The 13,328-nt window shown below is 58.4% G+C and carries 11 protein-coding genes and 1 pseudogene; 1 reads left to right on the forward strand and 11 read right to left on the reverse strand.

The window, feature by feature from the left end:
• Nucleotides 1-36: 36 nt before the first annotated feature.
• From hisF to ACVJ5M_RS16495, 11 genes and pseudogenes are all read right to left on the reverse strand, one after another.
• Complete coding sequence (gene hisF / locus ACVJ5M_RS16445) at nucleotides 37-819, reverse strand: imidazole glycerol phosphate synthase subunit HisF (RefSeq protein WP_354100486.1); 783 nt, start codon at nucleotides 817-819, stop codon at nucleotides 37-39.
• 2 nt (nucleotides 820-821) lie between these two features.
• Nucleotides 822-1,436 (reverse strand): imidazole glycerol phosphate synthase subunit HisH, encoded by a 615-nt coding sequence (hisH, locus tag ACVJ5M_RS16450; RefSeq protein WP_354100485.1) that lies wholly within the window; start codon nucleotides 1,434-1,436, stop codon nucleotides 822-824.
• The gene (locus ACVJ5M_RS16455; protein WP_354132224.1) at nucleotides 1,433-2,581 is read right to left on the reverse strand and encodes an N-acetyl sugar amidotransferase; all 1,149 of its coding nucleotides are present in this window, start codon (nucleotides 2,579-2,581) and stop codon (nucleotides 1,433-1,435) included. The genes hisH and ACVJ5M_RS16455 overlap by 4 nt, the downstream gene beginning before the upstream one ends.
• Nucleotides 2,582-2,585: 4 nt before the next feature.
• Nucleotides 2,586-3,218, reverse strand: a complete 633-nt coding sequence (locus ACVJ5M_RS16460; RefSeq protein WP_354100483.1) for a pseudaminic acid biosynthesis-associated methylase — start codon at nucleotides 3,216-3,218, stop codon at nucleotides 2,586-2,588.
• A gap of 120 nt (nucleotides 3,219-3,338) precedes the next feature.
• Nucleotides 3,339-4,046 carry a pseudaminic acid cytidylyltransferase gene (gene pseF, locus ACVJ5M_RS16465; RefSeq protein WP_354100482.1) on the reverse strand — a complete coding sequence of 236 codons (708 nt, stop codon included), beginning with the start codon at nucleotides 4,044-4,046 and terminating at the stop codon, nucleotides 3,339-3,341.
• A gap of 502 nt (nucleotides 4,047-4,548) precedes the next feature.
• Complete coding sequence (pseC, locus tag ACVJ5M_RS16470) at nucleotides 4,549-5,700, reverse strand: UDP-4-amino-4,6-dideoxy-N-acetyl-beta-L-altrosamine transaminase (protein ID WP_354100481.1); 1,152 nt, start codon at nucleotides 5,698-5,700, stop codon at nucleotides 4,549-4,551.
• On the reverse strand, nucleotides 5,693-6,685 hold the full coding sequence (pseB, locus tag ACVJ5M_RS16475) for a UDP-N-acetylglucosamine 4,6-dehydratase (inverting) (protein WP_354100480.1): 993 nt from the start codon (nucleotides 6,683-6,685) through the stop codon (nucleotides 5,693-5,695). Before pseB ends, pseC begins: the two co-directional genes overlap by 8 nt.
• A gap of 163 nt (nucleotides 6,686-6,848) precedes the next feature.
• Nucleotides 6,849-7,904: a pseudaminic acid synthase gene (pseI, locus tag ACVJ5M_RS16480; protein ID WP_354100479.1), complete on the reverse strand. Its 1,056-nt coding sequence runs from the start codon at nucleotides 7,902-7,904 to the stop codon at nucleotides 6,849-6,851.
• 85 nt (nucleotides 7,905-7,989) lie between these two features.
• Nucleotides 7,990-8,844: a GNAT family N-acetyltransferase gene (locus ACVJ5M_RS16485; protein ID WP_456679358.1), complete on the reverse strand. Its 855-nt coding sequence runs from the start codon at nucleotides 8,842-8,844 to the stop codon at nucleotides 7,990-7,992.
• A gap of 13 nt (nucleotides 8,845-8,857) precedes the next feature.
• A pseudogene (gene pseG / locus ACVJ5M_RS16490) lies at nucleotides 8,858-9,814 on the reverse strand (UDP-2,4-diacetamido-2,4,6-trideoxy-beta-L-altropyranose hydrolase); the annotation flags it as partial.
• A 15-nt stretch (nucleotides 9,815-9,829) separates the two neighbouring features.
• A complete protein-coding gene (locus tag ACVJ5M_RS16495) occupies nucleotides 9,830-11,119 on the reverse strand; it encodes a hypothetical protein (protein WP_354100477.1) in 1,290 nt (429 codons plus the stop codon).
• A gap of 560 nt (nucleotides 11,120-11,679) precedes the next feature.
• Here ACVJ5M_RS16495 and ACVJ5M_RS16500 point away from each other — a divergent pair.
• Complete coding sequence (locus ACVJ5M_RS16500; RefSeq protein WP_354100476.1) at nucleotides 11,680-13,311, forward strand: carbamoyltransferase family protein; 1,632 nt, start codon at nucleotides 11,680-11,682, stop codon at nucleotides 13,309-13,311.
• Nucleotides 13,312-13,328: the final 17 nt, after the last annotated feature.

Genomic DNA, 13,328 nt, shown 5'->3' on the forward strand with positions numbered 1-13,328 from the left:
GACGTTGCCTCGCGGGGGAGACACCGTGGAAGCTTGCTACTGCGCGCTTGGCTTCGTCAGACCTTTGCGAACCGGTATGCCCGCATTCGCCATGAATTTCTTCGCCTCGGCGGGCGTCTTGTCAGTGAAATGGAAGATGCTGGCTGCCGCCACTGCGCTGGCCCCGCAGAGTTTAACGGCATCTACAAAGTGCTGATAATGTCCTGCGCCGCCTGAAGCAATGACGGGAAGGTTTACTGCGCTGGCCACTGCTCCGATCAAGTCAAGATCATATCCCTGCATGGTCCCGTCGCGTTCGACTGACGTGAGCAGGATTTCTCCTGCCCCGAGATCGGCGACCATTCGCGCAAAGGAGACCGGATCAGTGCTTTCTGGTTTCGATCCGCATCGGCTCATACAAACGTGCGTTCCGTCTTCATTCCGGGCGACGTCTATGCTGACCACGACACACTGCGAACCGAAATAACGCGCGGCTTCCGAGACCAGCCCTGGGTTCTCATGGGCGGCGGTGTTGATGGAAACTTTGTCGGCGCCGGCTCCGAGTAGCTCAGCTATCTGATTTATATTGGTGATACCGCCCCCGACGGTGAGGGGAACCGAAACGCTCTTACCCAGACTTCGTACAGACTCCACATCCGGCTCTCTGCCTTCAGCAGTTGCAGCGATGTCCAAGAGCGCCAATTCATCGACGTCTCGCTTGTCATATATCTTGATGGCCGGCAAAACCGAGCCAACGCGCCGCCAGCTATCAAAGCCGACGCCCTTGACCAGCCCATGTCCTTTCCACAACAGCGTCGGGATAACGCGGACCTTGAGCACGCCTAAACCTCTAGAAAGTTTTGGATTACGCGCGCGCCGGCCGTCGAGCTCTTCTCAGGATGGAATTGAGCTCCAAAAGTGTGCCCGCGCTCGATCGCAGAAGTAAACGGAAGGCCATACGTTGTCGTGGCAGCAGTGCTGGAGGAATCCTTGGGCTCGAACGCAAAGCTATGGACGAAATAAAAGTCGGTCCCGGACGGAACGCCGAGAAATAGAACGCTGTTGCTCGTCGGAGAGATGCTGTTCCACCCAACGTGAGGAATTCGAAGCGATGGGTCCTTGCCCCCCAAGGAGGTGACGCGACCTGGGACGAGGCCTAAACCGCTCGTGATGCCACCTTCCTCGCTCTCGTCCGCGAGGAGCTGCATACCCAGGCAGATGCCCAAAAGCGGCATTCTGCGATTCAGGACGGCATCACGTATCGGAGCAACCCACCTGAATTCAGTCAGGTTGGCCATCGCCGCCGCGAATGCGCCCACGCCCGGTAGTATGAGCTTGTCGACCTGATCAATATCGCCCGGCTTGTCGAGGACAACGGCAGAAGTGCCCAGTCTCGCAAGCGAGTTGCAGACCGAGGCGATATTGCCCATTCCATAGTTGATAATGCCAACGTTCATCGGTTGTCATAATTCTGCTTCTGCAGATTTCCGCGTTTGTCCTTCTTGAGATTCCCTTTGCTGTCACTTTGGAAGATGCGCCGGTTTGTGAATTGGTCACAAACGTCGACGAATTCATCCACTGTGAGGTCTAGCGGCTCAAGGATATCTTCCAGCGATTTGCCCAGGTAGCTCCACGGAAACTTGCCGTCGTGGCGACGAACCATTTCGAGCCCGTCTTCTCGAGAGATCCGGCCGCGACGAATATGCAGGCACGCTATGTCGGTAGCACGCCCGAACCCAAACTTCAGAAACTTGAAATAATCGTGGATGCCGGTTTGATAGTTGTCAAGATTCTCATAGTCGACCACCGACCCTTCGATGGCCTTGCCGTAAGTTCTGAGCCCGTTCGCTTGCGCTATCAGGGCGTTCGCCAAGCCGTCCCACGGCATATAGTAACCAAGAAAGAGGCCGGTGACGCCTACGCGCTGTAAATCGTCGTCAGACGGATATTGGTAGGGGATGATATCTCCGGGGGTAAAGCCGTAGACATCGCAGAGGTCCGACACACGCAGACCGAGGAGCCCGCCAAATTCCTCAAGCCAAGCTCGTGAAAGAGTATTGTTCTCGGCCGCGGCTGCCGGTCCACCATACTCGTTTTGCGAGTTCTCACCCCAAACTATGAGGGGAACGTCAAACTGGACGGCTGCCCGAACCGGGATGGTGAAAATTCCGACGTGCTCCGGCCACGAGATATCGCCAACTTCAGTCAGCCCGATCCTGTTCAGCCTTGCGCGGACGAGAGGGTTCGGTGACATCTCGATGAGATCGACACCCAGCTGCTTGATATTATCGAGATTGTGCCGGCCAATGTCCGACAAGTCGCATGTCGTTGACGTGACACAGAGAGGCCGCAGTCCGAGTTGCAGCATCCTGACGACCTGGGTGGTGCTATCCTTTCCGCCACTCACCGGGACGATGCAGTCCCAGTGCGTTCCACCGCGACGATATTTCTCCAGAACGCGCAGCAGCTCGTCTCGCCGGGCGTCGAAATCGATGACTTTCCGGTTCTCGTAGGAGCGGCAAGCGCTACAGACGCCTTGATCGTCAAAGTGCAGGTCCGGCTTCGTGCTCGGCATCACGCATCGCTTGCAGTAGATCAGCATCGGTTTACGCGCCCTTCTTCATCAGGAACCAACTGATATCGTCTTGGGGAAACGCAGGATCACGATGGTACGCGAAGCCGTAGTCGACCAGACGTAGATCAGAATATCTATCCATGATCTCCCCGGCAAAGTCGCGCTTGAAAAGTCGATCGTTGTGGCCGCGGTAAGGTATCGAAACCGGGCTGGGATTGTAATACTCGCAGACCAGGAGATAGCGAGACGTAGCGCCGTACAATTTATCGTAGACCAGGGGAAGTTGTTCTGGATTGATGTGAATAAGTACGCCCTTGATCAGCGCCAACTCGGAAACGTCGGCAGACGCGTAATCCAGGATCGAACCGCAGAACACGTTCGATGCGCCGATTTCATTGCCAAGGAGTGCAGCGGCCTTTTCGTTGATTTCCACGCCCCTCAAGGTGCAGTCGGGATATATCTGGCGGATGGCCTTCAGGTTCATTCCTATATTCGCGCCAAATTCAATGCAGCTCTTGGGAGGAAGGGCAGCATTGAGGCCCTTGCTGAAGAACTTGATGTTCGAAGCAAGAAGCGCGGGGCTCATGTTTCTCGCGATATAATCATTCCCGAAATCGCCAGCCCAGAAGGCTTCCTGAGCACTGTGAGGATCAGATTTGGGCATGGCTTCATTCTCTTTCGGTTTTGATCAACGGCTCCGTTGAGGAGCGGTCAACCGTAGATAACTGGCGAGGCGGCTTGTCGGCGCACACGATGGAGGCTCACGGCCACGTTGCTGCATCGATTATCGGGTTCCCTCCAGGCGGTACTGAAAGATGCGTTCCGCGATTTCAAGATCTTCGGGCGTATCAATGTCAACGGCGGTGTCGCGCGCGACCGGAAGGATGGCTGATGGAACGACGTTGTACGAAGCGCCTGCAAGGGCGGTCTCCGTTTTGGATAGATAGAATTGTCCGGCATCGTGATACGCGGGGGGCAGATCCTGCGATCGCGCAGAATAGTATTCGGGATAAGCCATGCGCACGCGCCCGTCGTCGGTCAAGAAGAGAGCGCGCTGGATCCGCGAGGGAAACTCGACGGCCGAGAAGACCAGTTCGCAATTCAGTCTATCGATTATAGCTACAGCGCTTTTGATGTCATCGGCGGAAACGAACACGGCGGTTGGATAGACAGTAAGGATCAGATCGGGCCGATAGCGGTTGCTCACGAACCAGTCGACCGCGTGCTTTGTCACGGCTGCAGTGCCCGTGTAGTCGTCTGACAGCGAGGCAGGACGCATGAACGGCACCTCGGCGCCGACGTTCCGAGCCATTTCCGCAACCTCGTCGTTGTCCGTCGAAACCAGAATATTTGCTACGAGACCGGACGACTTCAGCATGTCTATGGGCCAAGCCATCATCGGCTTGCCATGAAAGAGGGTGATGTTCTTGCGGGGAATTCGCTTGCTTCCGCCGCGTGCGGGGATGACCGCCAATATCGTTGGTAGCGTCACGCCGAGTGCACCTTGGCAAATGATCTCATCGCTCGCATCAGCGCCCCCATCGAAACGAGATCGTCGAAACGATCTCGAACATTCGCCTTCGCCGCAAGGATCGCTTCCGGGGTCGGCCAAAGTGCGGCGTCCGTCCTGGGGGGGTCCCATTAGTGAATACAGAACGAGCGAAGTTCGTTCTTGATCATCGAGTGTCTTCTGATCGCCCCATTTGCCCTGCAATTCGGATTACACAGCGTAAGCATGAAGATCAACCCTGCCGGTAAGCACTACCAAGGGGCGAAATCGCCGACTTGGCCGTCAATCGCGATGGATGTTCGCACAGCCTTCCGACCTATATGTTCTCTGAATGTTCCATTGGGTGCAAGCACTGCGCTTCTACAGCTTGCGCGCGCCAGGCTCCTTCCAGGAGGCAGCCGCAGCCGATCGACACAGTCCAATGGGATCAAATGGGGCTTTGGCCGTGGCTCCAGAATGGTGCGCAACCCACGGGCGCCTCTGCCTAGCGAAGGTGCTTCAGTTCACTGACGGTTGTGACAACGTGGTCCTGCTCGGCCTCTGACAGCGTTGGGAACATCGGCAGGGTCAGGATTTCTCCATACACTGCCTCGGCTTGGGGGCACAACCCAGGCTGATATCCGAATCGTTCGCGGTAGAAGCTGTGATGATAGACGGGGGCATAGTGGACGTTCGCGCCGATGCCGGCCGCCCTGAGATGATCGAACGCCCGGCGTCGATCCACCTTGAGCTGATCAAGGTCGAGGCGGATTACATACAGGTGGTAGGAGTGAGATCGGTCTGCATGTTTCGCGAGCGGACGCACGAACGGGATTTCCGCAAACATCTCGTCGTAGCGGGCCGCAATGGCGCGACGTCGATCCAGCCATAACGACAAATGCTTCAGTTGAGCGATTCCAAGCGCGCATTGCACGTCTGGCAGTCGGTAATTGAAACCGAGTTCGACCATATCGTAGGAAAATATTCCGCTCTTTTCCCTCGACCTGTGATCAGAATCGATCCCGTGATTGCGGAAACGGCGCATGTGCGCAGCCGTTTCGGGATCGTCTGTCAACACCATCCCCCCTTCGCAGGTCGTGAGGTGCTTCACAGGATGGAACGAGAAGGCAGAGAGGTCGGCCAGCGTCCCCACCTTGCCGCCCTTGTAAGTTGCTCCGGGAGCATGGCAGGCGTCGGCGATCAGTCTGATACCGCGGCCGGCGGCAAGCGCGCGCAGGGCGTCGTAGTCGGCCGGCTGCCCGCCGTAGTCGACGGCAATGATGGCGCGGGTGCGAGCCGTTATTTTCTGCTCGACGGATGCCGGGTCGATCAGCAGCGTTTCGGGCTCTACATCGGCGAAGATGGGCGTGCCGCCCTCGTAGACCACTGCATTTGATGAAGCCGCAAACGTGATCGCGGGAACGATCACTTCGTCGCCGGATCGGATCTTCAGGGCGCGCACGGCGGCATGAAGCGCAGCGGTTCCGCTGTTGACAGCGACACCTTCGCGCGCCCCGCAGAACTCGGCGAATGCACGCTCAAAATCGCCGACTTTCGGGCCGGTCGTGAGCCATGCCGAGCGCAACGTCTCGGCTACCGACGCGATATCCTCATCGTCTATGATCTGCCGGCCGTAAGGAATTGAATCCCTAGCCATGTAGGCTCGCTGGATTTTCGAGCATCGTCGTCAGCGCCGCAGCGTTGAGCCATTCCGGATTGTTATCGCTGGCGTAACGGAAGCCTTCGGGGACGAGCCGGCCAATATCGCCGTACCCCTTATAGCTCCACCAGGCAAGCGCTGGCTGCACGACGTAGCGATCCTCCAATTCAATGGTGAAGCGCGCATCGTCTTCGGTGATCATCACCTCGTGAAGCTTTTCGCCAGGCCGAATACCGACGATCTTGTGCGGGCAGTTCGGAGCCATTGCCTTGGCCAGATCGACAATCGACATCGACTTGATCTTCGGAACGAACAATTCCCCGCCCTGCATCATCCTGGCGCTCGAGAGCACGAAGTCCACGCCCTGGTCGAGCGTGATCCAGAAACGAGTCATGCGCGGGTCGGTGATCGGCAGATGGTCGCTTCCCTTAGCAATGAGATCTCGGAAATACGGAACGACCGAGCCGCGGGATCCGACCACATTTCCATAGCGAACGACAGCGAACTTAGTCCCGGTGTTGCCGGACAGATTGTTGGACGCGACGAAAATCTTGTCCGAGGCGAGCTTGGTGGCGCCATACAGATTGACCGGGTTGCAGGCCTTATCCGTCGACAACGCGACGACCTTGGGAACACGGTTCGCGATCGCAGCTTGCACCACGTTTTCGGCGCCGACCACATTGGTCTTGACGCACTCCATCGGATTATACTCTGCGATGGGAACGTGCTTCATGGCCGCCGCGTGAACCACGAGGTCAACTTCGCGCATGGCCATATTCAAGCGGTTGAGATCGCGCACGTCGCCGATGAAGAAGCGCAGCCGGTCATCGGGCATCGCCTGCGCCATGATGGCCTGCTTGTACTCGTCGCGCGAGTAGACGATGATCTTGCCGAGGTTGTGATCCCGCAACAGGGTCTTGACGAGCTCCGTGCCGAACGAGCCGGTACCCCCGGTGATGAGAATGGCCTTGTTGTCGAGCATGGTTCCAATTGTAGATCGTTGAAAAGCCGACCGGTAGTAGTCAGTTCAGGCAAATATTGCAAGCGGAGTGGTTGGCGGGAGTTGCACGCCGCCTTGGGACGCTCCAGTTCGTGTGGCAGGGCGATGGACCGCCCTCGAGCGCCGAGGCGATTCAGCTCGTCGATTACGTGATCGCTGACCACGTCAGCGCCTCACCATAGGCTATGTCGCGCGAGGCCGTACGCCCGATGATGTCAGGCAGGTGCTTCGGCGGCAGACCGAAACCGGGTCTGATCACGCGCAAATTCTCGGGCGTGAACGGCTGGCCTGCCTTGATTGACTTGACCGCGTAAATCGAGCGGCGGAAGCGGGTACTGGCGGCTTCGCTCGGTGCCAGGCCGTAGTCGACCCTGCCAAGAGAGGACCATGCCGACTTGCAGTCAGCGACCAGCATTCTGAATTCATTCGGTTCCAGCGAAAACGCTGCGTCGGGCCCGCCCTCGGCACGTGAGATGGTGAAGTGCTTTTCGATGATGGCGCCCCCCAGGACGGTGGCGGCGACGCACGCAGCGGAGCCGGGCGCATGATCCGAAAGGCCTGATATCACGCCGAACGCATCTCCGAGGTGCACAACCGTGCGCACGTTGGCTTCTTCGATCGGCGCGGGATAGGCGCTGGTACAATGGAGCAGGGCGATGCCACCGGCGCCATTGTTCCGCGCCGTTTCGACCGCTTCCTGGATCTCGCCGAGATTCGCCATGCCAGTCGAGATGATCATGGGCTTGCCCCGCTTGGCTACATATTTGATCAGCGGCAGGTCTATCACCTCGAAGGAGGCTATCTTATAGGCTGGCGCCTCGAGTCCGGCGAGCAGGTCGACTGCGGTTTCGTCGAACGGCGTCGAAAAGATCGTGATGCCGACCTCGCGCGCCTTCGCGAACATCTCTGCATGCCATTCGTAGGGTGTGTAGGCTTCCTTGTAGAGCTGATGCAGTTGATAGCCGTCCCACAGGCCGCCCCTGATCTGGAAGTCCGCGCCGTCGTGCGGAATCGTCATGGTGTCCGGCGTGTAGGTCTGAATCTTGATGGCGTCTGCGCCGGTCGCCGCTGCCGCCTCGATCAACTCCAGGGCTTTCGCGAGGCGCCCGCCATGGTTGGCCGACAATTCGGCGATGATATAAGGGGGGTGATTGCGACCGATCTTGCGGCCGGCGATTTCGAGTTCCGCGTCCGGGCTCATTGTTGACCTCTCGCAACACATTACAGCATCTGCGACCGAGGCCGCCAGTCGAGCGCAATTTTGGCTGTCATCCGCTTGTTCCCGTTCAGTTATTTCCTTCGGGCGCGGCGCGCAAAGAAATCTGGTACACTAGGAACTCAGCCTCTTGGCCAGTGAGCACGAAGCCGGCCTTCAGGAAGATTTTCTGAGAGGCGAGATTTTCCCGCTTCACTCGTGCCTCGACGCGTTCGCAGAAACCCTGACCAAATGCTTCCTGGCAGGCCAAAACGAGGGCAGTGGCACCGTAACCCCGCCCGCGAACGTTACGGGCCATTGCAATACTGACCACGGCCTTCCCCGTCAATTCGATGTGAAATCGCACGTTGCCGCAGGGTCTTCCATCGGCCTGGACGATGAAAATCAGAGTGTTCGCATCCGCGATGCGGTTGTTAAACCATTTCGTGTGGGCATCCCAAGGCACTGCCCGGCTATCGCCGGACATTGCGCGGGCGTCGGGATCGTTGCGCCAGAACCAGAGCCGCCATGCGTCATCGGCAGTCGCACGGCGCAGCGTTAGCTGGCCGGTACGTTCCTGCTGCACAAGCGCATCGATGGCCTCGCCGACGCGTTGCGCGCCGGCGCCGTCGCACACCTTGGCCGCCTGCCGCGACATCCGGGCGAGTTCGTCGGGCTGTCGAGCAAGTTCAGCCAGGATGCGCGCAATGGTATCAGGGACATCGCAACCGGGTGGGATGATCCGTGCTGCGCCTGCCTGCTCGAGCGCGCGAGCATTCTCGCGCTGGTTGTCAGCTACAACGAGCTGGATCGATGGAAGACCGAGGCAGCACCGCTCCCAACTCGATGTGCCGGGCGTTCCGATCGCGATGTCGGCATTCGCCATCAATTCGGCAATCTCGGGAGGGTTGACATGGACTTGAACCCGCGTTGATTCTTCCCCCAAGCGCGACGACCTCATCGAGAGATGATGCGGTCGGGCCGATCACAACGATGATACGCGAATACGTCCCCGCATTTGCCAGGGACCGGGCTATGTCCGCCGTCTGACCTCCGACGTCGGTGAGCCCGAGTGAGACATATATCGATTTTGGCTCGTGCGACTCGCATCGCCGGTCAAGCGAAGCAGCGCGTAACTCTCCGAACTCGTTACGCAGTAGCGTGTAAGATGCGCCCGCAAGCACGCGGCAATGCTGCGGGACTAATCCAGCATACTCGTCGGCGCTTCGGCCTAGCGTCATGTCGACGAGAAGGTCGCAATCGTGTGGGCGCCCGGGTGCGTCGTCGATCACGAGGATTGGACACCCAAGCAGGCGCAGCGAGCACTCAAATGTTTCGCCGAGCCGGTAGGAGTCGACGACGACGAGATCAATCCGCATCTCGGCAAACTTGCCGTCTGCGAGGGCCGTGTTCCAGTCATGCTGATCAGCCTCAAGCCAAAGAATGCCGGAGCGCGTCAGCGCGGGTACTGTATTGACGGTTTCGGCGGAGCAAACGAATAGAACGTCGGCACCGCGCCGCTGCATTTCGGCAGCCAGTGTGAGGCAGCGCATGACGTGGCCGCCGCCTGTGGCGAAATCGGCGTCGGCTCGGAGAACAATCAGCATCACAATGTGGCGTTTGAGCGGGGGGCGACGATTGCGGTAGTATAAGCCAACTGATCCTCCGATCAAAACTGAACCCACAACAGTACAGCCAGGCGACCGTCGGAAGGTCTTTGGGATCTGCTGTTGATTTTTGCGGCGCGGCGTGAATTTGCCGGGATTGTCTATCTTTGGTCGTTCGGTGGGCAATGTGCTGCTCTCGAGGCCCTCGCTGCGATTTTTCTGTTCTCCGCTCGAACGGCTCAACGACGCACTGCAAATCCACGCTGACATTCGTGGGTCGTGAGGCTTGAGCGCAATTACAGCAGACATGCGCTTGCGAAGCGTTCATTCCTGCTTCAAGGGAGGGGGCGTAATGTACCAGAGCAGGAACAATACGAGGACCCCGTGGGTCACTAGCGTCACGGTCAATGGTACGTTGAGGAAAATCTGCGGCAAAACAGCTGCGGACGTAAGGACGAGGCGCGGCGGCAGTCCGGCGGACACACGGTTACCCAACGCCAACACGAGTCCGCCGACGAAGGCTGTGAGGGGCGCGAGCCAGGGACCCACCGACGCGATCCCCTCTGTAGCAAACAGCGAGGCGTTGAAAGATCCCCCAATTCCGAAAGCCTTGTAGATCTCAACTCCGAGCGGTTCGCGATAAGGGCAGGTGGCAAGGGCTTTCAAGAAGGAGATTTGGCAGAACAAAGTGAGTTCATTTTTGGAGAAGAACTCGTTGTAGTAATCCATGGCCAGCGATGGAAATGTCATCATCCGGAAATTGATCAACGCGAAATATGACGCCGTCTCCGGCCTCTGCAATATCCCGAGTTTCGACAGGATGATCAGCAAAACGCCAATCGCTGCGGGGACCAGCAGGGAAAGGATGGCTACCAATCGAGCTTCGATGAACCGGGCCGATAACGCGATCAGGCCGATCCAACCTGTACTGAAAAGGGCGACCTTGCTTAGGGTAATAGGATAGAAGAGGAACAGAAGTCCCAGCGCCGCCGCAGCCCGTCCGCCCTTGCGGTATTCAACAAAGCAGGCGAAGACGAACGGAAGCAGGGCGCTCGCTGTGATCCTCAGAAGATAGTCGAGGAGCTTAGGGAACTTCAGTGTGTCGCGCGCGAGGTAGATGTCGGCGTCCAGCGTAATCAGGCGTAGCAGTTGGGCAAGGTCGAAATTGTACGCCGCGCCGGCGACTAGCGTCGCTCCCGCCAATAACAATATCGAATCGAGAATACGATTGAAGGTCGCGTGAGAAGGCGTCCAGAGTTGTCTTAGATGTGATTTCAGAAATAGGGCTGGTAGGAAAAGTGCGACTGCAGAAGCGTACGCTGAAATACCTGCGAGCCAATGGTCGTAATGAAATTCCGAAAAACAATTCAGCCAAAGATAGCCCCCGATCATAGAGAAGAAGGGGAAGCCGATGAAATAGCCGAAGCTGAATTCAGAAGAAACGAAAACAGCGGACACCAGCGAGTATGCTGTCACGACCGCGAGCGCGTGTGGTAGAACATCCCAGCGAAAATTGACGTGATACTGAGGATATAGCTCTGAAACGAAGACCAGCGCGAGACAGCTGACGAACAAATGAAGGCAGATCAGTATTCCAAATCGAATCTTATGCATAGTGTGCTGGCTTCGAGCCACTTCCCCGGTCTCCGCGCGACGTCGTACTTGAGTTGGCAGATTTCGACAAGCGGAGTGCCAATCCGTTCGCCCGAGATGGGGGCTCGAGCCGCGATGTGCTATGTCGCCACTTCGTTCGTAGCTCGATCGTTCGGGCCGGGCGTGTGAGTGGTGCGCCCCACTGGGCCTCCACAGCACCTCCTTCGGGCGACAAAAGGTCAGTCTGCTGGTCCCAGCGACCGGGACGAGGCCGCGTGGAGCATCTTTTGATCATGATGGCGTCCTCAATGGGGATCGCAGCTACGTTTTTTCGACCCTCGCGGGGCGTTTTTTTAGCTGCGATGGCCTCAATTGATCGGTGCATGAGAACCCTCCACAGGCTGCGCCTCGACGATGCCAGCTGCCGATTTGGCATGTTAGGGCGGCGAAAAGACGTCTTCTGTTGCATCCATGCTACATGCCCGCCATCCGCTATAAGCCGGAACGTCGCGCAAGACCGGCTAAGGGTGATTTACTTTGCCGCAAGTTGCTATAGAAGGCGGATTTCGTAGGTAGCACGTATGTATGTGATCGGAATCAGCTCTGGTATAAAGCACGGGCATCATGACGGGGCGGCCGTCTTGCTGCGCGACGGCGAGCTGATCGCGGCAGCCGAGGAGGAGCGTTTCACGCTGGCCAAGCATGCGCGCGGCGAGCTGCCGCGCGGCGCGATCGGCTTCTGCCTGAAGCAGGCCGGCATCACCATGCGCGACGTCGACTGGATCTGCTCGCCGCTGAAGACCTACACGAACTACACGCAGCGCCTCACCGAATATTTCAGATACCAGTTCGGTCACTGCCCGAAGATCGAGCTCTACGACCATCACCTTTGTCACGCCGCGAGCTCGTTCTACGGATCCGGTTTTTCCGAGGCGACCGTCGCCTGCTTCGATTTCTCCGGCGATTCCAGCTCCGGCCTTGTCGCCCATGCTCGCGGTAACGACTTCCGCGTCCTGACGCGGTTCGGCCGCAACAACAGTCTCGGACTCTATTACGGGATGCTGACCCAGTATCTCGGCTATCAGATGACCAATGACGAGTACAAGGTCATGGGCCTGTCGTCCTATGGCAGCCCCGACTATCTCGACAAGTTTGCGAAGCTGTTGCGCCCGGCCGGCATCAACTACGAACTCGATCCCGAGCTCGACAAGCGCAGGCGCGATGCCGAAATCTTCACCAGCGATTTCTCGACGCGGCAGGAGCGCATCTTCACCGAGAAGATGGAGGAGATTCTGGGGCCGCGGCGGCTGCGTGGTGCGCCGCTCGACCAGCGGCTGACCAACATCGCAGCGAGCGGCCAGAAGCAGCTCGAGATCGTCACCACCGAGGTGATCCGTTCCGCGATCGCCGAGACCGGTTGTGGCGACGTCTGCATCGCCGGTGGCGTCGGCCTGAACTGCAAAATGAACATGGAGATCGCGGCGGAGCCGTCCGTGAAGCGTCTCTACGTTCCGCCGGTGCCGCATGATGCAGGCGTAGCGCTGGGGGCCGCGATGATGAAATGCGCGGAGGCTGGCCACACGATCGCGCCGCTGACCCACGCCTATTGGGGACCGGAATATTCCAACGACACGATCAAGGAGACGCTGGACAAGATCGGCGCGCGGTTCGAGCTGCTCGACGATCCCGTGTCGCGCTGCGTCACCGACCTGACGGAGCAGAAGACGGTGGGCTGGTTTCAGGGGCGGATGGAGTATGGTCCGCGCGCCCTCGGCAACCGCTCGATCCTCGCTGATCCCCGCCACGCGGGCATGAAGGACCGCATCAACCTCACCATCAAATATCGCGAGGAATTCCGCCCGTTCTGCCCGTCGGTGTTGTACGAGCGCCAAGCCGAGTATTTCGAGGACACGTTCGATGCGCCCTTCATGGTGGTGACATTTCCGGTCAATGGAAAAGTTGCCGAGACCATGCCCGCGGTGGTCCACGTCGACGACACCGCGCGCATCCAGAGCGTCCACGCTGACAGCAATCCGCTCTACAGCCGCCTGATCGGCGAATTCGCAAAAGCGACCTCGTTGCCGGTTCTGATCAACACCAGCCTCAATATCAACGAGCAGCCGACGGTTAATGCACCGCTCGAGGCGCTGCATACCTACTTTTGCTCCGGCCTTGATGTCATCTATTTGGGGAACTATCGACTATCGAAGTAAACATTCGCCCGGGCAAA

This window comes from Bradyrhizobium sp. S3.7.6, assembly GCF_054061875.1.